Annotated in this window: 25 protein-coding genes and 1 tRNA gene; 16 read left to right on the top strand and 10 right to left on the bottom strand. The window is 55.7% G+C overall.

Annotation, left to right across the window (positions count from 1 at the left end; translation table 11 throughout):
• The first annotated feature begins 84 nt into the window (after positions 1–84).
• The gene (locus AC1XYH_RS08355; RefSeq protein WP_483326333.1) at positions 85–1,209 is read left to right on the top strand and encodes a GNAT family N-acetyltransferase; all 1,125 of its coding nucleotides are present in this window, start codon (positions 85–87) and stop codon (positions 1,207–1,209) included.
• Between the two features lie 12 nt (positions 1,210–1,221).
• Here the strand turns inward: AC1XYH_RS08355 and AC1XYH_RS08350 are convergent, their stop codons facing one another.
• From AC1XYH_RS08350 to AC1XYH_RS08340, 3 genes are all read right to left on the bottom strand, one after another.
• Positions 1,222–1,782 carry a peptidylprolyl isomerase gene (locus AC1XYH_RS08350; RefSeq protein WP_483326117.1) on the bottom strand — a complete coding sequence of 187 codons (561 nt, stop codon included), beginning with the start codon at positions 1,780–1,782 and terminating at the stop codon, positions 1,222–1,224.
• 28 nt (positions 1,783–1,810) lie between these two features.
• On the bottom strand, positions 1,811–2,632 hold the full coding sequence (locus AC1XYH_RS08345) for an alpha/beta fold hydrolase (protein ID WP_483326116.1): 822 nt from the start codon (positions 2,630–2,632) through the stop codon (positions 1,811–1,813).
• Between the two features lie 67 nt (positions 2,633–2,699).
• On the bottom strand, positions 2,700–3,590 hold the full coding sequence (locus AC1XYH_RS08340; protein WP_483326115.1) for a LysR family transcriptional regulator: 891 nt from the start codon (positions 3,588–3,590) through the stop codon (positions 2,700–2,702).
• A gap of 105 nt (positions 3,591–3,695) precedes the next feature.
• Between AC1XYH_RS08340 and AC1XYH_RS08335 the strand changes: the two genes are divergently transcribed.
• The gene (locus AC1XYH_RS08335) at positions 3,696–4,016 is read left to right on the top strand and encodes a 3-phosphoglycerate kinase (protein WP_483326114.1); all 321 of its coding nucleotides are present in this window, start codon (positions 3,696–3,698) and stop codon (positions 4,014–4,016) included.
• Positions 4,017–4,120: 104 nt separating this feature from the next.
• Positions 4,121–4,723, top strand: a complete 603-nt coding sequence (locus tag AC1XYH_RS08330) for an FMN-dependent NADH-azoreductase (RefSeq protein ID WP_483326113.1) — start codon at positions 4,121–4,123, stop codon at positions 4,721–4,723.
• A gap of 72 nt (positions 4,724–4,795) precedes the next feature.
• On the opposite strand, the gene AC1XYH_RS08325 is transcribed toward AC1XYH_RS08330, so the two are convergent.
• From AC1XYH_RS08325 to rutA, 6 genes are read right to left on the bottom strand one after another with little or no spacing between them, the layout of a single operon-like run.
• A complete protein-coding gene (locus AC1XYH_RS08325) occupies positions 4,796–5,317 on the bottom strand; it encodes a flavin reductase (protein WP_483326112.1) in 522 nt (173 codons plus the stop codon).
• Between the two features lie 11 nt (positions 5,318–5,328).
• Positions 5,329–5,919 (bottom strand): malonic semialdehyde reductase, encoded by a 591-nt coding sequence (locus AC1XYH_RS08320; protein WP_483326111.1) that lies wholly within the window; start codon positions 5,917–5,919, stop codon positions 5,329–5,331.
• 11 nt (positions 5,920–5,930) lie between these two features.
• Positions 5,931–6,731 (bottom strand): pyrimidine utilization protein D, encoded by an 801-nt coding sequence (gene rutD / locus AC1XYH_RS08315; RefSeq protein ID WP_483326332.1) that lies wholly within the window; start codon positions 6,729–6,731, stop codon positions 5,931–5,933.
• 16 nt (positions 6,732–6,747) lie between these two features.
• Positions 6,748–7,131: a pyrimidine utilization protein C gene (gene rutC / locus AC1XYH_RS08310; RefSeq protein WP_483326110.1), complete on the bottom strand. Its 384-nt coding sequence runs from the start codon at positions 7,129–7,131 to the stop codon at positions 6,748–6,750.
• A complete protein-coding gene (rutB, locus tag AC1XYH_RS08305) occupies positions 7,128–7,823 on the bottom strand; it encodes a pyrimidine utilization protein B (RefSeq protein WP_483326331.1) in 696 nt (231 codons plus the stop codon). Before rutB ends, rutC begins: the two co-directional genes overlap by 4 nt.
• A 59-nt stretch (positions 7,824–7,882) precedes the next feature.
• On the bottom strand, positions 7,883–8,971 hold the full coding sequence (gene rutA, locus AC1XYH_RS08300; RefSeq protein ID WP_483326109.1) for a pyrimidine utilization protein A: 1,089 nt from the start codon (positions 8,969–8,971) through the stop codon (positions 7,883–7,885).
• Positions 8,972–9,352: 381 nt separating this feature from the next.
• Here rutA and rutR point away from each other — a divergent pair, with 381 nt between their 5' ends.
• The 8 genes from rutR (at position 9,353) to AC1XYH_RS08260 (ending at position 17,172) form a co-directional block, all read left to right on the top strand.
• Positions 9,353–9,949 (top strand): HTH-type transcriptional regulator RutR, encoded by a 597-nt coding sequence (rutR, locus tag AC1XYH_RS08295; RefSeq protein WP_483326330.1) that lies wholly within the window; start codon positions 9,353–9,355, stop codon positions 9,947–9,949.
• Between the two features lie 333 nt (positions 9,950–10,282).
• Positions 10,283–11,290: an isopenicillin N synthase family dioxygenase gene (locus tag AC1XYH_RS08290; protein ID WP_483326108.1), complete on the top strand. Its 1,008-nt coding sequence runs from the start codon at positions 10,283–10,285 to the stop codon at positions 11,288–11,290.
• 1 nt (position 11,291) lies between these two features.
• Positions 11,292–11,678 carry a VOC family protein gene (locus AC1XYH_RS08285; protein WP_483326107.1) on the top strand — a complete coding sequence of 129 codons (387 nt, stop codon included), beginning with the start codon at positions 11,292–11,294 and terminating at the stop codon, positions 11,676–11,678.
• Between the two features lie 42 nt (positions 11,679–11,720).
• Positions 11,721–12,815 carry a BMP family ABC transporter substrate-binding protein gene (locus AC1XYH_RS08280; protein WP_483326329.1) on the top strand — a complete coding sequence of 365 codons (1,095 nt, stop codon included), beginning with the start codon at positions 11,721–11,723 and terminating at the stop codon, positions 12,813–12,815.
• Entirely contained in the window at positions 12,812–14,332 is a 1,521-nt protein-coding gene (locus tag AC1XYH_RS08275) for an ABC transporter ATP-binding protein (RefSeq protein WP_483326106.1), read from the top strand. The genes AC1XYH_RS08280 and AC1XYH_RS08275 overlap by 4 nt, the downstream gene beginning before the upstream one ends.
• Entirely contained in the window at positions 14,325–15,419 is a 1,095-nt protein-coding gene (locus AC1XYH_RS08270) for an ABC transporter permease (protein ID WP_483326105.1), read from the top strand. Before AC1XYH_RS08275 ends, AC1XYH_RS08270 begins: the two co-directional genes overlap by 8 nt.
• Entirely contained in the window at positions 15,419–16,348 is a 930-nt protein-coding gene (locus AC1XYH_RS08265; protein WP_483326104.1) for an ABC transporter permease, read from the top strand. Before AC1XYH_RS08270 ends, AC1XYH_RS08265 begins: the two co-directional genes overlap by 1 nt.
• Positions 16,349–16,389: 41 nt before the next feature.
• Positions 16,390–17,172 carry an SDR family NAD(P)-dependent oxidoreductase gene (locus tag AC1XYH_RS08260; RefSeq protein ID WP_483326103.1) on the top strand — a complete coding sequence of 261 codons (783 nt, stop codon included), beginning with the start codon at positions 16,390–16,392 and terminating at the stop codon, positions 17,170–17,172.
• Between the two features lie 62 nt (positions 17,173–17,234).
• Here the strand turns inward: AC1XYH_RS08260 and AC1XYH_RS08255 are convergent, their stop codons facing one another.
• Complete coding sequence (locus tag AC1XYH_RS08255) at positions 17,235–18,437, bottom strand: amino acid aminotransferase (RefSeq protein WP_483326102.1); 1,203 nt, start codon at positions 18,435–18,437, stop codon at positions 17,235–17,237.
• 348 nt (positions 18,438–18,785) lie between these two features.
• Here AC1XYH_RS08255 and uvrB point away from each other — a divergent pair, with 348 nt between their 5' ends.
• The 5 genes from uvrB to AC1XYH_RS08230 all read left to right on the top strand — a co-directional run bounded on the left by uvrB (position 18,786) and on the right by AC1XYH_RS08230 (position 25,529).
• Positions 18,786–20,804 (top strand): excinuclease ABC subunit UvrB, encoded by a 2,019-nt coding sequence (gene uvrB, locus AC1XYH_RS08250; RefSeq protein ID WP_483326101.1) that lies wholly within the window; start codon positions 18,786–18,788, stop codon positions 20,802–20,804.
• Positions 20,805–20,949: 145 nt separating this feature from the next.
• Positions 20,950–21,026, top strand: a tRNA-Val gene (locus AC1XYH_RS08245).
• A gap of 401 nt (positions 21,027–21,427) precedes the next feature.
• Positions 21,428–23,251 (top strand): flavin-containing monooxygenase, encoded by a 1,824-nt coding sequence (locus AC1XYH_RS08240; protein ID WP_483326100.1) that lies wholly within the window; start codon positions 21,428–21,430, stop codon positions 23,249–23,251.
• Complete coding sequence (locus AC1XYH_RS08235) at positions 23,248–24,060, top strand: SDR family oxidoreductase (RefSeq protein ID WP_483326099.1); 813 nt, start codon at positions 23,248–23,250, stop codon at positions 24,058–24,060. Before AC1XYH_RS08240 ends, AC1XYH_RS08235 begins: the two co-directional genes overlap by 4 nt.
• 11 nt (positions 24,061–24,071) lie before the next feature.
• Positions 24,072–25,529, top strand: coding sequence for an aldehyde dehydrogenase family protein (locus AC1XYH_RS08230; RefSeq protein WP_483326098.1), 1,458 nt, complete (start codon positions 24,072–24,074; stop codon positions 25,527–25,529).
• Positions 25,530–25,616: the final 87 nt, after the last annotated feature.

Genomic DNA, 25,616 nt, shown 5'->3' with positions numbered 1-25,616 from the left:
CGAATAAATTCATTCGGTGTGAACGGCCAGCTGTGGCACTCTTTGCGCCATGAAGTTAGCGGTAAACCACCTTTGGAGTTCCCTATAAAACTACGTCAGCTTACGCATATTGATCAGATCAGCGCCAGTCATTGGGATGCCTTGCTGCCGAATGGCTATCCATTTCTGCGCCATGGTTTCCTGGCTGCGTTGGAACGCAGCGGTTCGGTTAGCATGCAAGCCGGCTGGGCACCTGCGCATCTGGTGGTGGAAAACCCCGACGGCACTCTGCAGGCCCTGTTGCCGCTGTATCAGAAGATGCATTCCTACGGCGAGTACGTTTTCGACTGGCAATGGGCGGAGGCTTGGGAGCGGGCAGGGCAGCACTACTACCCAAAACTGTTGGCTGCCGTACCCTTTTCGCCGGTGCAAGGCCCGCGCCTGCTGGGTCGTTGTGAGACGAGTCAGCAGCTGATTTTGCAGGCGCTGAACGAAACCCTGCAACGCGGCTCGGTATCGGGTGTGAATCTGCTGTTCAACGATGATCAAGACAACCACTTGTTAGAGCAAGCGGGTTGGATGCAACGGTTGGGTTGCCAGTTTCACTGGTTCAACCGTGAATACCAGAGTTTCGATGGCTTTCTTGCGGCCTGCAGCTCACGCAAGCGCAAGAATTTCCGTAAGGAGCGGCAGTCAGTTGAGGCGCAAGGCATTCATTTCGAGTGGCATCAAGGCGTTGAAATAAACGAGGCCCACTGGGAGCGGTTTTTTCCTTTCTATGCGGCAACCTATCTCAAACGCGGCCAGCAGCCTTACCTCACGCGCGCCTTTTTCAGCGAGTTGTCTGCCGAGCTGCCCGACGTAGCGCGCTTGGTGTTTGCCCGGCACGATGGTAAGGACGTAGCGGGAGCGCTGTTTCTAGTCGGGGATGACACCTTGTACGGGCGTTACTGGGGGTGCCTGGAGGAATACGACCGGCTGCACTTTGAAACCTGTTTCTACCAGGGCATGGACAGGTGCATTGCCGAAGGCTTAAGCCGTTTTGACGCGGGTGCTCAGGGTGAACATAAATTGGTTCGAGGCTTTGAGCCTGTGCTTACCCAGTCGTGGCACAAATTGCAGCCGGGATTGCATGAGGCGGTAGCGGATTTCTTGCAGCACGAGCGCGCTGGGGTTAGAGCCTATCAGCAAGAGTCCGTAGGTTTCCTGCCATTCAAACAGGAAACCTGAGGCTCGCTATGATTACTCGGCGTCTAGTACCTTGGCGCTGAGAATCGTGACCGGATTTACCGGTACATCGGAATGCCCAGCCTTGCTGGTAGTGGCTACTTTGCCGATGGTTTCAACAACACCTTCGCCGCTGACTACTTTGCCGAATACCGCGTAACCAAAGTCACGGTCACCGTGGTTCAAAAAGTCGTTGTTGCCAAGGTTGATGAAGAATTGGCTAGTCGCGCTATCGACAACACCGGTACGCGCCATGGCGAGGGTATAGCGGTTATTGAGTAGCCCGTTCTCGGCTTCGTTCTTGATCGGTTTGCCGACTTCACGCTGGCGCATGTTCGGATCAAAACCACCGGTTTGAACCATGAAACCGGGGATCACGCGGTGGAAAATAACCCCATCGTAATGACCGGACTCCGCGTAGCGCAGGAAGTTGGCAACGCTGATGGGAGCAGCCTTCTCATCAAGCTCAACCACAATATCGCCCAGCGAGGTGGACAGCTGAACGCGAGGGTTATCGGCCAGTGCGGTGCAACTCAACAGCATCAGGGTGGCGGCACCAACTAGGTGTTTCAGCATCGTGTACTCCATTGTTATCTAGCCCTGCTCAGGCAGGATCTGTTTCGGGGGTAGTGTTCCGTGCGGCATCCACCTGCTGCAGAAAATCCAGCAACAGGCTATTGAATGCCTCGGGTTGATCAACCGGTGTAGCGTGCCGTGAATCGGTGATGACTTCCAGTCTGGCATCGCCTAATCGACCCACATACTCACGTTTTTGTTCAACCGGTGTGTAATCCTTATCAGCACTGACGACCAGAACCGGGCAGACAATGCGATCAAGCTGCCCACTCACACCCCAGCCGACGATGGCGCGCAACGAAGCTAGGTAGCTACTGCGGTCGTTCTCGCACCAGCGCGTCTGAAAGGTGTCGCGGTGGTGCTGCTGGTCCGGTTTGGGAAACAGCACTTTACTCAAGCCGCCTGCGATGGCACGCATTGGCAGTATGTGAGCAAAAAATAGACGTTTTCCGGCCATCCAGTATTCAGCCGGCTTGCGAGGGATAACCTCAGGCGCGCTGTTGACTATGGTTAGGCTTGCGGGTGTTTGCGGAGAATGGGTGGCCAGCTGAAAGGCGATCATGCCACCCATCGATAGGCCAACAATGTGTGGCTTATCCAGCTCCAATGCCTGAATAAATGCCAGGCAATCTGCGGCAAACAGCGAGATGGAATAACCCTTGCCACCTTTTTCGGTTTGTCCGTGGCCGCGACTGTCTAGACAGAGTACTCGGTAGTGCTCGGTCAGGGCCGGTAGCTGGTATTCCCAGTCCCGCTCGCTGGAGCCCAAGCCGTGCAGCAGTAACAGCGGGGGGCCGCTGCCCTGATCGGTGTAGTGAAACAAACAGTCGTTCAACTTGATCTGCGGCATGCGGTACATCCCTGAAGGCCGAAAGCGCCATTCTAGGCACGGAGATAGGCAGATTAGAAGGCTACAGTCAGGCTGTCATCGAATGTTCAATCAGCAGGTCCGCAAGAATGCGCGTTGCAGGTCCCATGGGCCGCTCGCGATTGGCGTACAAAAACAGGTAGTGAGAGCGTCGCGCACCCTGTTCCAGCGGCAGTAATTTTAATTTCCCGCTCGCCATCTGCTCGCTAACTTCATGTTCGGGCACCCAGGCAAATCCTAGCCCACGCGTTACCAGTTTGGCGGCGGTGCCAAGACTGGCTACCGTCCAACGCTGCTCAGCGCCGAGCCAGCCAGAATCACGCGGCTGACGTCGCCCGGAGTCACGGATAACTACCTGTAGATGACCCTGCAAATCGTCGTGGGTGATGGTGCGGTGCAGTTGGTGTAACGGATGCTCCGGGTGGGCGACGGCCACAAACTCCACTGCATTGAGCTGTTGCGGCAGAAAGCCTGCGATGCTTATGCCTGAAATAGCCAAATCGGCACTGCCGTTAATCAGGCACTCCTCTACACCCGAGAGCACCTCTTCACGTAGTTGCACGCGGCAACCCTGGCTCAGGGGCATGAAGGCTTGCAGCGCTGTGGCCAGGCGTTCGGTGGGGTAAGCAGCATCGACTACGAGTTGGACTTCTGCCTCCCAGCCCTGTTCCATCTGGTGCGCTAATAGCTCAAGTTGGCTGGCTTGCTGTACTACCTGACGTGAACGCCGAAGCAGGGTAGTACCGGCCTCGGTCAGCACGGCCTTGCGTCCTTCAATTTCCAGCAGGGGCACACCCAATTGTTCCTGCATACGCGCTATGGTGTAGCTTATCGAAGACTGGGAGCGGTGCAGCGCCTCAGCGGCCTGCGCGTAGCCGCCGTGATCGACTACCGCTTGCAGCGTACGCCATTGTTCCAGGGTCACACGGGGTGCTTTCATCTACACTACCTCTTGTGGCGTTTACACCGTGCGAGCGTTTAACGCCAATCTGTTGCTATTACCGAGTACTCGATTTGATACCGGCTTATAACAAGGAGTTTTTCAATGTCATGCTTCCGCCCTTTATTGCTGCTGAGCTGTTTGTTTCCTGCCGTCGCGATGGCTTCTTACCCGATTGACGTCGAAGTGAATGCCGACGGAGTGACTATTTCTGCCACTTCGGATGATGTTAGTAACATCGCGACTGTGACGGTTAGCAACAACGGCACCAACGCCGCTGAATGCGAAGCCACTTTTATCAGTGGGCCGGAGCGTCCTTTTCCGCGCCGCACCATACTGGATGCCGGCGAGAGTACCGTGCTGACTCAGCCATTCGAGCGGGCAGTCACCCGTGTGCGGGTAACGCTGAACTGCAAGGCTAAATAGATATATCAGTTATATAGATAGTTATCAGCGCATATTTGCGCTTTTATATCTTTTTATTGGGTCTAACATGCCTCCATACGAAACGTATTAGATGGAGGTTTGCCATGCAACAGATTTTGGTTATTCAAAGCAGCGCGCGTCAGAGCGGTTCTCTGTCACGCGAATACACAGCTACCCTGACCGCCAAACTGCAAGCTCAGTATCCGCAGGCCAAGGTGGTCATCCGTGATATTGGCGCGCAACCGCTGCCGCACCTGGATGAAACCCTGCTGGGCGGTTGGATGAAGCCCGCCGATCAACAGACCCAGGAAGAGCGCGCTGCCGCTGCACGCTCGGATGAACTGGTCGACGAGTTGCTGGCCAGTGATGTGGTTGTGATAGGGTCACCGATGTACAACTTTGGCATTACCTCGACCCTCAAATCCTGGTTTGACCACGTGCTGCGTGCCGGGCGTACCTTCAAGTACACTGAAACCGGTCCGGTTCCGTTGACGCCTGATCGTAAAGTTTATGTGGTCACTTCTCGCGGGGGCCGCCACCAGGGCATGCCACAGGATCACCAACAGCCGTACATCACCACAGCCCTGGGCTTTATCGGCATCAAAGACGTGACTTTCGTGCATGTGGAGGGTCAGTCGATGGGTGACGAAGAAGCGGGTAAAGGCCGCGCGGAAGCTGACAAGGCACTGGCTGAACTGGCAGCTTAATTACCGGGTCGCTGATGTCGGTGAAAAAAGCCGGAGTACACAAGTACTCCGGCTTTTTAGTGCGTGCGCCAGTTACATTAGCTGTGTGGCGTTGCAGTAGCCGCGCTGAAAGTAGATCAGACCCTCTCCGCTATCTTGCTGGCGAATACCGACAATCTCACAGATCAGAATGTCGTGACTACCTGCCTCCACGCGGTTGGTAACGCGGCAGTCGAAATTGATCAGCGCATCATCGAGCATAGGCGCGCCCGTGCACTCAGTGCTCCACTGCGCACTGGCAAAGCGCTCTTCCATGGACGATTTTCCGCCGAACAGGTTGGATAGCGCCTGATGATTGGCCGTCAGGGTGTTAACGCACAAATGGCCGTTGACGCAAAAGGTGTCATATACCGAGGCGTTGCGATTAAGGCATACCAGCAGGCTGGGTGGCTCATCCGAGACGCTGCACACGGCGGTGGCGGTGAAGCCGGCACGACCGGCGGGACCATCGGTGGTCACCACGTTGACGGCGGCAGCAAGTACCGACATGGCATTACGAAACGCGTCGCGGCTTACTTCCGTAGGCAAGGGCTCTGGGATTTTGACTGCCAACATGGCGGACTCCTTCAGGTAAGAATGCAAGTTTTCGAATAGGCCAAGCGCGGCAGACGTTCGAACACCTTGCTGCTGTCGCCGTAACCCAAATTGATCAACATGTTTGACTTCCACTGGCTGTCATTGAAAAAAGCCTGATCCAATGCCTTGGTGTCGAATCCGGACATAGGGCCGGTATCCAGGCCCAGGCTACGGGCGGCCATGATCAGATAAGCCGCTTGCATGGAGCTGTTGCGGAAGGCTGTTTCCTGGATAAGCTCCGGGCTGCCGGTAAACCAACTGCGAGCGTCGCCATGCGGGAAGAGCTCTGGCAGCGCGTCATAGAAGCGGTTATCGAAGGCGACAATCGCGGTGACCGGCGCGTTCATGGTTTTTTCCAGATTGCCGGATGATAGGCAGGGTTTGAGCAGCTCTTTACCCTGACGCGTGCGCACAAAAACGAAGCGCGCAGGGCTGCAATTAGCTGAGGTTGGCCCCATTTTGACGAGATTGTAGAGCTGCTCCAACAGGCTGTCCGGTACCGGCTTGTCCAGCCAACCATTGTGGCTGCGCGCTTCGGTGAAGAGTTGCGCAAGGGCGCTTTGGTCCAGTGATTCGTGCATGGTGCCCTCGCTTAGGCGAATGTCTTGGTGGTGTGCGTAACGCGGGTGATGAAGTCATCCAGCGTTGCATTGATGGTCTCCGCGCAGGTGATGCTGGAAGCATGCCCGCCGTAATCAAAAACCCTGAGTTGTGCATTGGGCAGCGCTTGCTGAAGTGTTTGTGAGCAAGTCCAGGGCACCAGCATGTCATCGCGGTTGGCAATCAGTAGGGTCGGTTGCTCGATACTCCACAGCGCCTGGCCTGGATTGAAACTCAGTAGGGCATTGATGCGTCGTAAGAGGTTGTCTACCGGCGGAAAGCCAGCAACCTGCTTGCCTTCTTCTACCCGTAATTGCTCGATATGCTCGGCGATCCAGGTAGGTGGATAAAGAAACAGGGCTTGGGCTTCAACGTAGGCAGCCGGACCCGAGCCGGCCAAGAGTTTTTTGCGCACTGAGAAGCAGCGGGCCGTGTGTGGGCTAGCATTCGCCCAGGCATTCATCAACGTCAGGCTCAAAAGCCCCGGCGCTTTCTGCAATGCCATTTCCAGTCCGACTAAGCCACCCAATGCGTGACCCACTAGGTGGTACTCACCGATATCATGGGCGGCCAACAAACTGATCAGTTCGCTAGCCATGGCGCCGATACTGTACTCCTCCGGCAGCTCGGCCGGGCTCTGACCCGTACCGAGCTGATCGTAAAGAACGATACGGTAGTCCTTACCTAGTTCGCTCAGCTGCGGGGCCCAGAAATGGGCGGCTCCGCCAAGCCCCGAGCTGAATACCAGCGTCGGGGCGGCGGCGTCCTGACGACCATGAAACTCGATGTGCATGGCGTTGTTCACTGCGTTAGCCGACATGCGCGATGCTAGCGATTTCGATCAGCGCATCTGGTTTAACCAGGCCGCACTGAATACAGTAGCGCGCAGGCTTTTCGCCTGGAAAATATTCGGCGTAGACCAGGTTAACGGCGGCATAGTCGCTCCAGTCGCGCACCATGATCATGTTGAAAGTTACGTCATCCATGGTGCCGCCAGCTTCTTCGACTACGCCTTTGATGGTTTCCAGTACATGGCGGGTCTGCGCTTCGGCATCACCCACGTGCACCACGTTGTTGTCCTTGTCGAAGGGCAGAGTGCCGGACACATAGAGAATGCCGTCAGCCATGGAACCTGGAACGTAAGGGGCCAGAGGCTTTCCGGTGCCGGCAGGGAGTACGGTTTTTTTGCTCATGCGGTTGCTCCTTGGGTCTGGGTAGAGGCGGCGAGGGTGGTGCAGAAATCATCTACAGTGCTGACCCAGCCAAAAAAAGTTTCGATGTTGTAGAGCGAGGCTTTCTGCACGTAATCGGGGCCGGCCTGATGCGTAGCATCCGCCAGCACGACGCCGAAGTACTCCAGAAAAAAGCCATCGCGCAGGGTGGATTCCACGCAAACGTTGGTGGCGATGCCAGTGAACACCAGATTACGAATTCCACGGCTGCGCAGCAGACTATCGAACGCGGTATTGAAGAAGCCGCTGTAGCGTGGCTTGGGTACCACAAGGTCGCCGGGCTGTGGTGTAAGCTCATCGACCAGATCGTAATCCCAAGTGCCTTTCGCCAGCAGCGTACCCATCAATTCAGGGTTTTTTCGCATGGTTTTCATGGCGTTGGACTTGTGCCAGTTGGGCGATCCGGGGCCGCCTGCTTCTGCGTACTCTGGGTCCCAGCCGTTCTGGAAGAAAATCACCTGCACGCCGGCGGCGCGCGCCGCCTTGATGGCCTTGGCGATGGACTCGATGACCGGGCCAGTACTGGAGATATCAAAGCCTGCCAAGTCGAGATAGCCGCCCTTGGTAGAATAAGCGTTTTGCATATCGACGACGATCAGTGCGCTGTCGTTGGCATTGATGGCCAGCGATTCTGGGCGCGCCGGCAGAATCATGCTGTTGTCGTGGCTGTGATTAGGGGCATAACCCACCACCGGATTGCTCAAGCTATTCATCAAGCACTCTCCAGCATATCGGTGACGTGTTTTCGGCTCTTCATCAGCGGCTGAATTTTCTGGCCGAAGTTTTCGATACCTTCTACAAAGTCATCAAAGGTCAGCATTACACCGCTGGTTGCCGGCACTTCTGCAATTTCATCGAGCATTTTGGCGACGTTCTCGAATGAACCCACCAACGTACCCATGTTGATATTGACCGCTGAGGTTGGGTCGGCCATCTGGCGAATGTTGGTGTCGCCCTTGGACTTGGTATCGGCTGCGCCTTGCTGGCCCAGCCAGGCCACGGCTTCTTCATCCACGCCGTCTTTATAAGACTCCCAGCGTGCGCGGGCGGCTTCATCGGTCTCGTCGGCGATAACCATAAAGAGCGCAACCGAGGTCACATCGCGGCCGCTGTCGGCGATAGCGGTTTCCAGACGCTCTACGGTAGGTGCGAAGGCTTTCGGTGTGTTTACGCCCTTGCCAAAGCAGAAGTTGTAGTCAGCAAATTTGGCGGTGAACGCCATGCCTGCTTCGCTCTGGCCGGCACAGATGATCTTCATATCGGCTTGAGGTTTGGGGCTTACGCGGCAGTCTTCCATCTGGAAGTGCTCACCCTTGAAATCGCTGGTGCCCGTGCTCCAGAGGTCACGCAGTACGGTGGCGTACTCGCTGAGGTAGTCATACCGGTTGGCGAAGAACTCATCGCCGGGCCACAACCCCATTTGCGAATACTCGGGCTTCTGCCAGCCGGTCACCAGATTGACGCCAAAACGGCCATTGGAGATGGAATCGATAGTGGATGCCATGCGCGCCACTATCGCGGGCGGAATGGTGAGAGTGGCCGCAGTAGCGAACAGCTGAATACGCTCGGTCACCGCTGCCAGACCCGCCATCAGCGTAAAGGATTCCAGGTTGTGCTCCCAGAACTCGGTCTCACCACCGAAGCCGCGCAACTTGATCATCGACAGAGCGAACTCGAATCCGTAATGCTCTGCGCGCTGCACAATGGTCTTGTTTAGCTCAAAGGTTGGCATGTACTGCGGGGCGTTCTTGGAGATCAGCCAACCGTTATTGCCGATAGGGATGAAGATGCCTACATTCATTGTTCTGCCCTCAGGGTCTGATAATTGATGTGCCTTGGCAGCTACAGTGTTGCGCTGCCTTTGGCTGTGCGAAGACAAAAGCATCAAGCGTGCCATGTTAATGTTTTGCTTTTTTATCAATCAGTTACTGAATTTCAGGCTGTTAGTGCAGACCAGATAGTCTGAATTAGAGCACTTGGTTTGTGCGTCTCGGTCCGAATTGGGGCATGAATCAAGCGCTTGAGTTGCAGGTGGCACAAGAGGGTAGAATGCGGACAACCAAGGGATGAGGCGTAAACCAGAGTGAGTAAACAGATACAGCGTCCGGGTGTGCCCGCCAAGAAGCCAAAGGCCCGTACCCGAGTGCCGAGCGAGGCGACACTGAATCGGCGCAAACGCCTGATGGAAAGCAAACGCGGCGCCATTATGGAGGCTGCGCTGGATGTCTTTTCGCGCTATGGCCTGCACGGCACCAGCCTTGATCAAGTGGCCAGCCAAGCCGATGTATCGAAGACCAACCTGCTGTACTACTTCGCCTCGAAAGAGGAGCTATATATAAATGTGCTGCGCCAACTGATGGACGTATGGCTGCGGCCGTTGCAAGCGTTCACGGTCGATCAGGACCCGGTGGAAGCCATTGGCGACTATCTGCAGGTGAAACTGGAGCTGTCGCGCGATAACCCTGCCGAGTCACGATTGTTCTGCCTTGAGGTTATTCAGGGCGCGCCGCTGTTGCTGGAGGAGTTACGCTCTTCGTTACGTGAGATTGTTGAATCCAAGGTGTCGGTGATCAATGCCTGGATAGCCGCTGGCAAGTTGGCCCCTATTGAACCTCACCACCTTATTTTCTCGCTCTGGGCGACTACCCAGCATTACGCTGACTTCCGTGTGCAGGTCGAGGCGGTGGCGGGTCGTACGCTGGACGATCCGGCGTTCTTTGCCGAAACCCTCGCAAACCTCAAACTGCTGGTGTTGCAGGGCATTTGTCCGCGTCCTTAATAGCGCTAACTTCCCACTTTAAACGCGAATACTCTTCTAGGCTGCCCAAGTCATCTTGGCTCGGGCCACAAGACTCCACCTCGGCAAGACTATTGCCGCCCTGTTTTCGAGCTGCCCGCACAAACCGGGTGCTCTGAATCAGACCAAATGATCAAATCTAAGCAATTTAAAATACTCAACCCTCTGTTATTAAACAAAAAAGCGTTGTTGGCATAGTTGCTGCAATTGTTTTCCTCGTTCGGAAACGGTGGGCGATCAGCATCGCCTGCGGATTCTTCAGATCGGGCAGCTGGCTTAACCAGCGCCTGAGTTTCAGTCGGAGGATGCAATCGTATGACGCTTCAATATGTTCCCATCATCGATCTTGGCCCTTATTTCGGCGGAACAGCCGAGGGCAAGGCGGCAGTGGCCAAAGCGGTCAATCAGGCGTGCCGTGATATTGGCTTTCTGGTTATTACTCAACATCAGATCCCCGCCGAATTGATCGAACGAGTCAGCAAGCTGACTGGTAACTTCTTCGATCTCCCCATGGACGAAAAACGCAAGGCAAACAGGCCACGCCCAGACATGGTGCGCGGTTACAGTGCAGTGGCGGAAGAAAGCTTGTCGTATTCCATGGAAGAAGCAGCGCCGGGAGACTTGAAAGAATCCTTCTCAATCGGGCCATTGAATGTGCCCGATGAAGCTTATTACTCCGAGGCTCTGGCCGGTCCGCACTTCGCGCCGAACGTATGGCCCACCGCGCTTCCCGGATTTGATGCGGCTTATGCTGACTATTTCGAAGCCATGGGGGATCTGGCCCGCAGCCTGATGCGAATCTTCGCACTGGCACTGGAACTGCCGGAAACTTTCTTCGATGACAAGATCGACAAGCACATCAGCATGTTCCGTAGCTTGCGTTATCCGCACCTAAAAGACGGCATCGAAGAGGGCCAGCTACGTGCCGGTGCTCATACTGATTACGGCAGCCTGACTATCGTTAAACCCGATGGCGCGCTGGGTGGCCTGCAGGTTTGCAACCGTGAAGGCGAATGGGTGGATGTGCCCTACGTTGAAGACGGTTTTGTGGTCAATATTGGTGACTTGATGATGCAGTGGACCAATGATCAATGGATCTCGACGCTGCACCGCGTAGTTAACCCGCCGGATGATGTGGCTGGTGATCAGCAGCGTCAGTCTTTAGTGTTTTTCCATCAGCCGAATTACGACGTGATGGTGGAATGCTTGCCCAGTTGTCTGCCAGCCGGCGAACAACCACGCTACTCAGCAGTCACCTCGGGTGACCACCTGCAGTCGAAATTCGTACGCCAAACAACGTTTGGCGGCAGCAAGGTGGCCTGACATGAGCAAACTTTCCTATGTAAACGTGTTCGCCCGCGATATCGAAGCATTGAGCGGTTTCTATCAGCGTGTTTTCGGTTTCCCAGAAGTAGAGGCGATACGGTCGCCGATCTTCCGTGGGCTGGACGCCGGAACTTGTTGCATTGGCTTTAACGCGCCAGATGCCTATGACCTGCTGCACCTAGCCGAGTATGCCGACACCAGCGGCTGCAAGTTTCTGCTGAACATCGATGTCGACAATCCCGAAGATGTAGATCGCATGGTGCCGGTTGCCTGCGAAGCCGGCGCCACACTAATCAAGCCACCCTATACCACCTACTACAACTGGTATCAGGCCGTTCTGCTCGATCCGGAAGGCAATGTATTTCGCATCAATCACATGCTTTAAACACGGCTTTACCTCCCACGACCTATCGCAAGAAGGATTTTGATAATGAAGAAACTGCTGACAGGCACCCTATGTGCTCTAGCTACGTGCGGCCTGATGAACTCCGCTTCGGCGGAAGAAGCTGGCTTCACTCTAAAAGGCCCGGCGAAGATCGCTATGCTGTATATCAGCCCGCGCAACGATGGCGGCTGGACCCAGGCGTTCGACGAGGCGCGTCAGCGCCTGGAAACCGATATTGATCAGAAAATTCAGTACGTAGAAAGCGTGCCGGAAACGGCGTCGGCGATTAAGCCAACGGTTGAGCGTTTAATTCAGCGTGGCTCCAACATCATCATCGGTACCGCATTTGGCTACTCCGACACTTTCAAGGAACTGGCCGACAAGTACCCGGATGTGGCCTTCCTTAACGGTTCCGGCACGACCAACTCGGATAACCTGGAATCCTTCTACGGTCGCACCTACGAAAGCCAATATCTGTGTGGCATGGCCGCAGGCGCAGCGTCGCCCACTGGCAAGCTTGGATTTGTCGCGGCTAACCCCTTCGGTCAGGTCAACTGGACCGTTAACGCTTTCGCAATGGGCGCCCAGGAAATCAACCCTGACGCTACCGTCACTGTGATCTACACCGGCGCCTGGAACGATCCGGTCAAGGAACGTGCGGCAGCTACCGCGCTGATTGACCAAGGTGCCGATGTGATCGGTCAGCACGTTGATAGCCCCACTCCGCAGATCGTTGCGCAAGAGCGTGGCGTGCACGGTACAGGCCACCACCGCGACATGAGTGAGTTTGCTCCTGAGGCCACCGTTTGTTCATCAGTCTGGGTGTGGGATCGCTTTCTCGGCCCTGAGCTGAAGAAAATCATGGCGGGTAACTGGACACCTGCTGAGCACGGCGCGCTCTTGTCGATGGAGCAGGGCGGTACTGATGTTTCCTGTTGTGGCAAGGCCGTCAGCGAAGAAAACAAAGCCAAGATCATGGCTGCCCGCGATGAACTGCTCAAGGGTGAGAAGCTGATCTACGCCGGCCCCATTTCAGACCGTGACGGCAACGTCAAGGCGGCGGAAGGCGAGAGCCTGGACGATGGCCAGCTGTGGTCGATGGACTGGTTCGTCAAGGGAGTGGTTACCCAGCAATGAGTCATACGAACGCGATCCAACTCGACGCCGTCAGCAAATCCTTTGACGGTTTCAAGGCTCTTTCCGAGGCGACCTTTACTGCCCGCTGGGGCGAAGTACATGCCCTATTGGGTGAGAATGGCGCAGGCAAGTCGTCATTGATGAACATTGCCGCTGGCCTGTACGCACCGGAGACCGGATCGCTGTTCATTGACGACAACCTGGTACGCCTTAAAGGCCCACTGGATGCAGCAAACCAGGGTATCGGTATGGTGCATCAGCATTTCAAGCTGGTTAAGCCTTTCAGTGTTGTGGAAAACATACTGCTCGGCCTGCGCAATCAGCAGGCTGGCAGCTATCGCAAACGTTTGCTGCAGACCGCTGAGGAGATCAAAGCCACAGCGGCCAAACTGGGATTCAGTATTGATCCCTTTGCACGGGTTGATCAGTTGTCGGTTGCCGAACAGCAGCGCGTTGAGATTCTCAAGGTGCTGCTGGCCGGTGCCCGCATTCTGATTCTGGATGAACCTACTGCGGTATTGACTGATGCGGAAGCAGAAAACCTGCTGACCACAGTCCAGAATTTTGCTCATCAGGAAGGCGCTGCCGTCATCCTGGTGACACACAAGATGAACGACGTAATGCGCTACGCCGATCAGGTGACAGTCATGCGTGGTGGTCGCACGGTCGCCAGCCTCAAACCCCAATCAGTATCGGTGGGTGAGCTGGTAAAACTGACTGTAGGTGACGCACCAACTCCGCCGCAGATCCCCGCCAGCCGTGCGGCCGGTGAGGTGAAGCTGGAGGTCAAGAATCTGTGCTCCAGCGACCCTAACTCCCCTGTACTGCGCGGGGTGAATTTGAGCTTAAGGGCCGGTGAAATTTACGGCATCGCCGGCGTGGGTGGTAATGGTCAAAGTGAACTGGCTGGGGCGCTCATGGGCTTACCTGAACCGGTGACCGGGACGATGCAGTTGGTGGGCGAGGGCGATCTGCGTGAGCTGGGTGCCGCGCGGCGCCGCGAACTCGGCATCGCTAGCATCCCGGCTGATCGGTATTCAGCTGCGCTAGCCGCGCCACTCTCGATCAGCGACAACTTTGCCATGGGCGAAATTCACAGTGGTCGCTACGGGCCATTCTGGTTCCTGCGGCGTGGCCGTATTGAAGCCGACACTGCCGCAGCAGTCAGCGAGTTTGACGTGCAGGGCGTGCGCTCGCTGCAACAGAAAGCCGCGCTGCTGTCCGGCGGTAACGCACAGAAGTTGGTGATCGCCCGGGAGTTCAACCGTCAGCCGCAACTGGTGATCGTACACAGCCCCAGCCGTGGGCTGGATGTGCGCGCCACGCTGGCGGTGCATGAGCGCTTGCGCAGTGCGCGGGATGCGGGTGCTGGGGTGTTGCTGATCAGTGAAGACCTGGATGAAGTAATGGCGCTGGCAGATCGCATTGGCGTGATGTCGGCGGGACGTATTATTGGCGAGTTTGCCCAGCCGGCGGATCGTCAGGCGATAGGGCAAGCCATGGTGAACCATGTTTGATGCGACGAATTTTCAACCTTTGCTGGCGCGGCGTTACACGCTGGAAGTACGTCAGCAGATGGCGTGGTATTGGCAAGCAGTCGTCATTGCCCTGGCGCTGCTGGTGGGCCTGCTGATTTCAGCTGTGATTCTAATAGCCGCCGGCGTACCTGCTGGAGAGTTGCTCAACGAGTTTGTGATTCTCACGTTGTTTGATACCCAGAGCTTAAGGGCAGTGTTGTTTCAGGCAGCCCCCTTGATCATGGTAGGTCTGGCGGGGTGTCTGGCCTTTCGGGCACGCTTCTGGAATCTTGGTCTTGAGGGGCAGATGATCTGGGGCGCAATCGGTGCAACGGCTATCTCGCTGTTCGAGATAGGACCGCCGTCGCTGCGCCTGCCGCTGATGATGCTCTGCGCAGTGATCTGCGGACTGCTTTGGGCGCTCGCGCCTGCGCTGCTCAAGTTGCATCTCAAGGTGAATGAAATCATCTCCACCCTGATGCTTAACTATATAACGCTGAATTTCTTGCTGCACTTGGTCTACGGTAGCTGGAAAGACCCACGCGATAATTTTCCCTATTCACCGCAGTACCGCGCTTTCGAGCGTCTGCCGGAGCTGTTCGATGGCCTGAGCATGGCGGTTGTATTGGCATTGCTGGTAGCGCTCTTTGTGCTCTGGTTTACCGGTGTTTCGCGTGCGGGCCTCTATCTGCGGTTTGTTGATAACAGCCCGGGCGTGGCGCGTGCGGTCGGTGTACCGGTCAATCGTGTGATCCTGGGTGCCGTATTACTGTCGGGCGCTTTGGCGGGCCTGGCCGGATTTATGGTGACGGCGGGGCAGGAGGGACGTTTGACCCATTCGTTTTACTCGGGTTACGGCTTCTCCGGCATTCTCATCGCCTTTTTGGCACGTAATCAGCCAATCGCCGCCACCGTTGTCGCATTGCTGGTCGCGACCCTGTTCGTGGCCGGTCGCAGCTTACAGGTGTTCTATCAAATTCCGTTCTCCATGGTGCAGTTGATACAGGCGATCTTGGTTATTTGCGTGGCTTCGTCGGAGTTCTTCATTCGTCACCGTATTCGCCGTATACAGGGAGGGCAGGGCTGATGAATATCATTGCAAGCTGGATCGGTAACATTCCTGACTTTGCCGTGCCTTTTGCTCTGGCTGCTTTAGGATTAATCATCATCGAGCGAACCGGGGTACTGGCGCTGGGTGCTGAGGGCTTGATGCTGGTCGGTGCCATGTCGGGCATAGGGGCATCGCTGATGACCGATGGCTCCACCGCGTGGGCTTTGATCATGGCGATGGGCGCAGCGGCTGTGGTGTCACAACTGTTTGCACTGATGGTCTTGGTGATGCGTATTAACCAGGTGATTGCCGGTTTAGCACTGGTGTTTTTCTGTCAGGGGTTGACCGGGCTGCTGGGCACCTTGATGGACTGGACCAGCAAACCGGTAGCCGGTCTGCAGGCGCAGCCGCTCTGGCCGCTCTCGGAGCTGCCTGTGGTAGGCAAGCTCTTTATCCAGAACCCCGTAGTGTATCTAACGCCCGTCATCTTTTTGCTGGTCGTGCTGGTGCTCAATCGCACCGTGCTGGGGTTGCGCATGCGCGCCGTGGGAGAAAACCCGCAAGCCGCGGATGCTGCCGGCATTCCTGTTCTAGCCTACCGCTGTGCAGCGATAGCCGCAGGCTCAGCGCTGATTGGTCTGGCGGGTGCTTACATTTCGGTATTGAGCACCAAAATGTGGATTGCCGACATGGTCGGAGGACGCGGTTGGATCGCCGTCGCACTGGTGATATTTGCTCGCTGGTCGCCCTGGAAGGCCCTGGCTGGTGCGGTGCTGTTTGGCTGTATCGAAGCGCTCATTCCCCAAATGGCGGCTTCGGGTATTCGTCTGCCGCAGTACTTCGTCTTTATGACCCCTTACGCGGTCACCCTCGGGGTGATGATCTGGGTAGCTATTGTTAGTCGTGACAACAGCAGTCAGCCCGGCGCACTCGGAGAACCCTTTATTCGCGAGGAGCGCCGTTGATTCGGTGCTCGTGCTTCAATAACTGAAAACAGGAAATGTGCATGCAAGGTGTAGCTTTGATTACGGGAGCAACTTCAGGTTTCGGCGCGGCTAGCGCTCGCCATTTGGCCGCGCAGGGTTGGTCGCTGATTATTTGTGGCCGCCGTCAGGAGCGCCTTGATGCCCTGGCAGCAGAGTTGTCGCCCGGCACTGCGGTGCTGCCGCTGCAGCTGGATGTACGCGACGCGCTGGCAGTAAAGAGAGCGATTGACGAGCTGCCAGCAGCTTTTGCCGACATTCAGTTGCTGGTTAATAACGCCGGTTTGGCGCTGGCACCGGGTCCGGCGCAGCAGGTTGAGCTGAGCGACTGGCATACCATGATCGACACCAATATCACCGGTTTGGTGAATGTCACTCATGCGGTATTGCCACGGCTGATTGCCTGGGGCGCGGGGGCGAGCGTGATCAATATTGGCTCAACCGCATCGGGAAATCCTTATCCCGGTAGCCATGTGTATGGCGCCAGTAAGGCTTTCGTACAGCAGTTTTCATTTAACTTGCGCTGTGACCTGCAAGGTACCGGCGTGAGAGTCACTGACCTGTCGCCGGGTATCGCTGAAACCGAATTCAGTCTGGTGCGTAACTCCGGAAACGAGAGCGCCGCCGATGCGGTATATCGCGACACAGTACCGCTATCCGCCGACGACGTGGCAGAGCAAGTGGCCTATATTGCAGCCTTACCTGCACACATGAATATCAACCGCTTGGAAATCGTGCCGGTGCGTCAGGCCTGGGGGCCTTACGCGATTCACCGCGACGTCGTTGAACAAGAGCAACCAGCATAAAGAGGTCAGTAGCAGACAATAAAAAACCCGGTTAAACCGGGTTTTTTAATTTGGCGAGGTGCTTAATCCTTCAGCACAGCAGCCATCGCATTCGCTACGGCATCAATGTTGCCGGTATTCAGCGCGGCGACACAGATTCGCCCACTGCCTACTGCGTAAATACCAAACTCGTCAGCCAAACGCGCTACCTGCTGCTTGGTTAAGCCAGAGTAAGAGAACATGCCGCGCTGGCGTTGGATAAAGTCGACATCGGTTGTCACGCCGGCAGCCTGTAATTTCTCAACCAGCGAGCTGCGCATGGCGCGAATGCGGTCGCGCATTTCGGCCAGCTCGTCTTCCCATACTTGATATAACTCAGGCGAGTTAAGTACAGCGGCGACTACCTTGGCACCATGAGTCGGTGGGTTGGAGTAGTTGGTACGAATAACACGCTTGAGCTGCGACAGCACGGGGGCCGTTTCGGCTTGGTTTGCGGTGACCATGGTCAGCGCGCCAACACGCTCGCCATACAACGAGAACGATTTGGAGAAAGAGCTGGCGATCAGGAACGGCAGCCCCGACTCGGCAAACAAACGCACTGCAAAGGCATCGTCTTCCAGATTCTCCCCAAAACCCTGATAGGCGATATCCAAAAAAGGAACGTGCTTGCGACGGGTGACAACGTCAATCACCTTGGCCCAATCAGCCAGACCCAGATCAACACCGGTCGGGTTGTGGCAGCAGGCATGCAGAACAACCACTGTGCCTTCAGGTAGTGCTTCCAGACCGGCCAGCATGCCATTCAGATCCAAACCATGGGTGGCAGGATCGTAGTAAGGGTATTCCACAACCTCGTAACCCGCCGCTTCAAACAACGAACGGTGGTTTTCCCAGCTGGGATTGCTGATCGCTACCACACGCTTCTCAGCCTGGCGGTAGAGGAAATCAGCGCCCAGCTTGAGCGCGCCTGTGCCGCCAAGCGCTTGCGCAGTAATCAGGCGACCGGATTCAAGCAGTGCCGAGTCTGTCCCAAACAACAGTTTCTGTACCGCCAGATCATAGGGTGCAAGGCCGTCGATCGGCAGGTAAGCGCGAGCGGCGTGCTCGGCTACGCGGGCTTCTTCAGCCGCCTGCACGGCGCGCAGCAGCGGCACCTTGCCATCCTCGTTGCAGTAAACCCCGACACCAAGATTAACTTTGTCGGAACGGTTATCAGCGCCAAAGGCTTCGTTCAAACCAAGGATGGGGTCACGCGGGGCCAGTTCAACCGGGGAAAACACACTCATGATATGGGCAGACTCGATACAAGTGAATGGAGGGTGTCGGGCTATGCCTTCCGCAGGTCATTGAAAATGATCTACGTTGCCAATACTGCGTTAAAAATCGCGTCACAATGCTCATTTACACTAGGTAAAGTTGCTCGTTCGGCAGTTTTGCCTTGTCTTGGCTGTCTCGCCTGCGTTTTTCAGAAGCTTGCGAGCGGCCGTTCATTATAGAGAAGTGATTAGAGAACTCCAATCGGGTTTACCGGCTGCGTAATGGGTAAGACGCTGAGTTGACGCTATCGCAGGCGGATAGGTCAGCTTGTGCGGTATGATGGGGGTTTGTCGCAGAACTACGGAGCACGTCCGTCGATGACTGAATTCAAGCTGCAAACCCGATTCGAGCCGGCAGGTGATCAACCCACCGCCATCAAGCAATTGGTAGAGGGGCTGGAAGCGGGCCTGTCACATCAGACGCTACTCGGGGTAACTGGCTCGGGGAAAACCTTCACTATTGCCAATGTGATTCAGCAGGTGCAACGCCCGGCGATTATCATGGCGCCCAACAAGACGTTGGCAGCTCAGCTTTACGGCGAGTTTCGCGAGTTCTTCCCGCACAACTCGGTTGAGTATTTTGTTTCCTACTACGACTACTATCAGCCCGAAGCCTATGTGCCATCGTCTGATACATACATCGAGAAAGATGCCTCGATCAATGACCATATCGAGCAAATGCGTCTTTCCGCGACCAAGGCGCTGCTAGAGCGGCCTGACGCTATTATTGTGGCGACAGTCTCAGCAATTTACGGCCTGGGTGATCCCAAATCCTATCTACGCATGGTCCTGCATGTGGATCGTGGCGATCATTTGGATCAACGCACCTTGCTACGCCGTCTAGCCGAGCTGCAGTACACCCGCAATGACACCGAGCTGGCACGCGCCAATTATCGGGTGCGCGGCGATGTGATTGATGTATTCCCGGCGGAATCCGACCTGGAAGCAATCCGCATCGAGTTGTTTGATGACACCGTGGAAAATATCAGCTTTTTCGATCCACTGACTGGTGAGGTTTTACGTAAGGTTCCGCGTGTAACTGTCTATCCTAAAAGCCATTATGTAACTCCTCGCGAGACTTTGCTTGAAGCGGTCGAGAAGATTAAAGTTGAGCTTGGCGAGCGATTGGAAGTGCTCAAGTCTGAGAACAAGCTGGTTGAGTTACAGCGTCTGGAGCAGCGCACGCGCTTTGATCTGGAGATGATCATGGAGCTGGGCTACTGCAATGGCATCGAAAACTACTCACGCTATTTGTCAGGCAGAGAACAGGGCGGAGCACCACCGACCCTGTTTGACTATTTGCCACAGAATGCCTTGCTGATCATCGATGAGTCTCACGTATCGGTGCCGCAGGTTGGCGCCATGTACAAAGGTGACCGTTCGCGCAAAGAAACCCTGGTTAATTACGGCTTCCGCCTGCCATCGGCACTGGATAACCGTCCGATGCGCTTCGATGAATGGGAAGCGATATCGCCGCAAGCCATTTTCGTATCGGCCACCCCTGGCGCCTATGAAGCGGAGCATTCCGGGCGCGTAGTGGAGCAAGTGGTGCGCCCAACAGGCTTGGTTGATCCGCTGATTGAGGTTAGGCCAGCAACGACTCAAGTGGATGACCTGCTATCGGAGATCAGTTTGCGGGTTGAGCAGGGCGACAGAGTACTGGTCACCACGCTGACCAAACGCATGTCGGAAGACCTAACGGATTATCTGGCTGATCACGGCGTGAGGGTGCGTTACCTGCACTCTGACATTGATACGGTGGAGCGCGTCGAGATCATACGTGATCTCCGAATCGGCACGTTTGACGTGTTGGTCGGCATTAACTTGTTGCGAGAAGGTCTTGATATGCCTGAAGTTTCCCTTGTGGCTATTTTGGATGCAGACAAGGAAGGCTTCTTGCGCTCAGAGCGCTCACTAATCCAGACCATTGGCCGGGCAGCACGTAATATCAACGGCAAAGCTATTCTTTACGCTGACCGCATTACCGGTTCAATGGAACGTGCCATGGGCGAAACGGACCGCCGCCGTGAGAAGCAGATAGCATTTAATAAAGAGCACGGAATCACCCCAAGAAGCGTGACCAAAAGCGTGGCCGATATTCTGGAAGGTGCTGTCGTGCCCGGCAGCCGTTCCAATCGCCGCAAAAAATTGAAGGCCGCTGAAGACGCTGCAGAATACAAAGCCAATGAGTTGCGCACTCCGGCAGAAGTCGGCAAGCGCATCAAGCAGCTTGAAGAGAAGATGTATCAATTCGCTCGAGATCTTGAGTTTGAGTCCGCGGGTAAACTACGCGATGAAATCCAGCAGCTGAGGGATCATCTCGTCAGGCTGGGCTAATCACCCTGCTGATCGCTGCTGCTGGTAGTCAAAGCAGCAAAACGACCACTTGATTATTTATTGTACAAAGACAGGTTTAATCGTACTTTTCAGTTACTTAAGCTTGACAAGAACCAGGTGGCTGCGTAAAGTTCGCGGCCATTGCAGGCACGTAGCTCAGTTGGTTAGAGCACCACCTTGACATGGTGGGGGTCGTTGGTTCGAATCCAATCGTGCCTACCAGATGTAACCCGCACTGCACGGGTAGAAGAGGGCGATTCCGAAAGGGTCGCCCTTTTTTTTTGCAAAAAATTTCAATACTTTTGCAAAACGATCCACCCGCCTACAGCTATAACCCTGCCGACAAGTTCAGATACTCCAACTTCTTTTCGTCGTGCCCTCTTTCAGTTTCCTTCGCAGCATTCAGCCACCCCGATTAAGTCTACGGTCACTCGCGGCTGCGCAGACTTAACTTTCCCCCAATGCCAAGCTACATATTGCAGGTTACTTTCTGGCGACACTTAATCCGCCTGATGAATGATCAAGTATTCATCTCTTGCTTTTCTGTTATTTTAAATTAGGGTGATCACCTTAGGAGGTGGTAATTTCCTCCCATCGCTTCCGTAAAACACCAGGATCCTTCAATGACAGATCAACAAAACTCCAGCCAAAGTGCAGCCAATATTGAGGCCCTACGCGAGCGTTATCGCGCTGAGCGCGAACGCCGCACTCCCGACAAGGCATCTCGCACCTATCTCGACATGCGCGAGAGCTTTGGGGAAATGCTGGATGATCCTTATGCCGACGCGAAGGGTCGCGAACCGGTCGACGATGAAGTGGATGTGCTGATCGTTGGTGGTGGCTTTGGCGGCCTTATGACCGCCGCCCGCATGCGTGAAGCTGGCGTTAAGAAGATCCGCATCGTCGAGGCTGGCAGCGATGTTGGTGGTACCTGGTATTGGAATCGCTACCCTGGTGCGGCCTGTGATGTCGAATCCTATGTTTACTTTCCGTTGCTGGAAGAAACCGGCTACATGCCCAAAGAGCGCTATTCCAAAGCGAGCGAGATTCGCGAGCACGCGCAGCGCATCGCCCAGCATTTTGGCCTGTACGATCACGCATTGTTCTCCACACAGGTCAGCTCGCTTGATTGGGACGATGAAGCGTCAAACTGGAGTGTGAAAACTAATCGTGGCGACAGTATGCGCGCGCGTTTTGTAGTGCTAACCACTGGCCCGCTGAACAGGCCGAAGCTGCCCGCCATTCCCGGCATTGAGTGCTTCAAAGGGCACAGCTTCCACACCAGTCGCTGGGACTACGCGTATACGGGCGGCAGCGCTACCGAGCCGATGACCGGCTTGGCTGGCAAGCGCGTTGCTATCATTGGTACAGGGGCCACGGCGATCCAGTGCGTTCCACCCTTGGCACGTGATGCCAAGCAACTGTTTGTATTCCAGCGCACACCTTCATCCGTAGATGCGCGCAACAACTCGGTTACCGATCCTGAATGGGCCGCTGCATTGACACCGGGCTGGCAGCAGCGTCGCATCGAGAGCTTCACCGCGCAGTTCACCAGCCGTCTCGATATTAAAAACGAGGTGAACGACGGTTGGACAACCCTGGCGAACGCCATTCGGGAGAAGTTGGCCGCTGGGCGCTCGGTAGCCGATGCAGCGCAGCTGCTTGAAGAAGCCGATTTCGAGAAAATGGTTCAGGTGCGTGAGCGCATTGAGAGCATTGTGGATGACCAGGCAACTGCTGATGCTCTGAAGCCTTGGTTCAGCCTCTACTGCAAGCGTCCGTGCTTTCATGATGAGTACTTGCCGACCTTTAATCGCAGCAACGTGACTCTGGTCGATACGGCGGGCAAGGGTGTGCAAGCCATTACCGAGAAAGGTCTGGTGGTCGATGGTAAAGAGTACGAAGTCGATTGCATCGTGTTTGCGACCGGATTTGAGGTGGCGTCCGACTTTGCCCGACAGGCAGGCTTTGAATTGCACGGCGTTGGCGGCCTCACGTTGCCGCAAAAATGGAGCCAAGGCATGTCGACCTTCCACGGCCTGCATTCACGCGGTTTTCCCAATTTGTTTTTCATCAGCCAGGCGCAGTCTGGCATGTCGGTTAACTTCCCGCACATGCTCAGCGTTCAAGCCTTTCACGCGGCGCATCTGGTTGGTCATTCGGTGGTCAACGGCGTGCAGCGGGTCGAGGCTTCGGCTGAGGCCGAGCGCAATTGGACCGATAAAATTGTAGAGCTGAGTGGTGCGCGCATTAAATTCCTTGAAACCTGCACGCCGGGCTTCTACAACAACGAAGGGGGGCGCCTGGAAGCGCAAGCCAAGAGTATGCCTTACGGCGGCGGCCCATTGGAGTTTATCCAGATTTTGCAGGACTGGCGCGAGGCTGGTGAGTTTGAAGGTCTTGAGCTCGACGGCAAGCCAGCCAATAAGAAAGGGGAGTCGAAATGAATCAAGCAAAGGGTCGTAAATCTATTTTCATCACTGGTGCAAGCTCTGGCATGGGCCGGGCGACTGCATTGAAGTTTGCCAGTGAAGGCTGGTTTGTCGGTGCTTTTGATATTGCCCAGCCCGGCCTCGATAGCTTGAAAGAAGAGATAGGCGCGGAGAACGGCTTTTTTATGACCCTTGACGTAACCAATGCCGAGCAGTTTGCCGAGGCGATGAGCGCTTTCGGCGAAGCTACCGGTGGTCGCCTTGATCTGATGTTCTCTAATGCCGGGATCTCGGCTGCTGCGGGCATGTTTGATGAGGTTTCTTGGGAAGAGATCATGAAGGTCGTGAACGTTAATTTCTTCGGTGTGATGATCGGTATTCGTGCCGCCATACCGCTGCTGAAAACCACGCCAGGTTCGCTTTGTCTGACCAATGCTTCCTCTTCGGCCATCTGGGGTACTGCCGGAATCGGTGCTTATTCAGCAACCAAGCATGCGGTTCGGGGTCTTACCGAGGCGCTGTCCATCGAGCTGAAACGCTACGGCGTTCGGGCTGCTGACCTGCTGCCCGGCCTGATTGACACGCCTATTCTGCCTGAGAGCCTTCGAGCAATTGCACCGACCGAAGGGTCGTGGCGATTAGTACCCACCACTGAAATCGCCGACACCGTCTGGGACGCCTACCACCAGGATGTACTGCACTGGTACGTACCCAAGGAATTACGTGAATTCCACCGCCAAGTGGTGGATAACCCCGAGGCAGTGCGCGAAGAGCGTTTTGAACTCGGACAACAAATGGCCGCCATGGCCGAACAAAAAAGCTGAGGAGTTACATCATGTCTATTCTCAATGCTACCCATAACTCCCAGGCGGCGGATGACAGCGTCGCCGTGATTGAGCTCAAAACTGTTTTTGCTGAGCAGCAGAGAGCCTTTGCTGCCGATCGTTACCCCAGTCTGGAGGTGCGCCGCGAGCGTATCGAGAAGATCATCGGCATGCTGGTGAGCAACCGCGAACGTATTCACCAAGCGTTGATGTCCGACTTCGGTAACCACCCCAAAGGCGCCTCAGATCTAATCGAGATGCTCGGCATCGTTGGTCGAGTACAGTATGTGCTGGACCACCTTGAAGAATGGATGCAACCGCAGCCACGCGAGATAGACTCTGCGGCGCTAGGCAATGCACGTGCGTTCATCCGCCAAGAGCCCAAGGGCGTGGTCGGCAACATCGTGCCCTGGAACTTCCCGATTGATATTTCGATTGGACCATTGGCGGAAATGCTGGCCGCTGGCAATCGAGTCATCATCAAGCCATCAGAATACGCTCCAGCGTGTGCCAAGTTAGTCGCTGAGATGGTTGCTGCCACTTTCGATCGCAACTTGGTCCATGTTGTAGTCGGCGGACTAGAGCTGTCACGCGAATTCAGCGCCACACCTTGGGATCACCTGCTGTACACCGGCAGTCCCAACGTGGGTCGCCAAGTGATGGCTGCTGCGGCGAAGAACCTGACGCCAGTAACGCTGGAGCTAGGTGGCAAGTGCCCGGCGCTGCTCACCCCCGGATCGGTCACAGCACAAAATGTCGAGTCGGTGATTGGCACTAAAGTCATTAAAAATGGCCAGATGTGCGTCAGCGTTGACTATGTCATGGTCCCGCGCGGCGACGTGCCAGCCTTCATTGCACAGGCTCGCGGCTTTCTTGATCGGTCGGCACCCCATTATTCAAAGAGCTCGGAATGCACAGGCATCATCTCTGAACGTCACATGGCGCGTATTTCTGACATGCTGAAGGAGGCCGAAGCTAGGCAAGTGAGTATTGTCGCGCTGGAAGATGATCCGCAAATCGATCTGACTACTCGGCGTATGCCTATCTCGCTGGTGATCGATCCGCCCGCCGATCTTAGGCTCATGCAGGAGGAGATATTTGGTCCCATTATGCCGGTCCTGCCTTATGACGATCTGGATGATGCTATCGCGCATATTAATGCAGGCGAGCGACCTCTGGGGCTTTACGTATTCGGCGATGACGAAGCGCTTACCGCGAGCGTGTTGCAACAGACCAGTTCCGGCGGTGCCGCCGTCAATACCTGCGCACTGCAAAGCGGCCTCCCGTCGCTGGCGTTTGGCGGTAGTGGCAACAGTGGAATGGGGCGTCATCACGGGGTGGAAGGTTTTCGCGAGTTTAGCAACCCACGAGGCATAGTCGTACGCGGCGACCAGGGCGATCACATCGATGCGTTTTATGCGCCTTACAGCAAAGCCAGCGCCATGGTCGATGCTGCGCTAGGTGGCTAGACTGTTGTAACAACGAGACGGAAGGGTAGCCATCTGCCTTGTTTTATTACGTGTTCACAAAAGGCGGCCCAAGTGGTCGCTTTTTTG

Source organism: Pseudomonas sp. GW-45, assembly GCF_056896675.1.
This window is presented reverse-complemented; position numbering and strand designations above follow the sequence as displayed.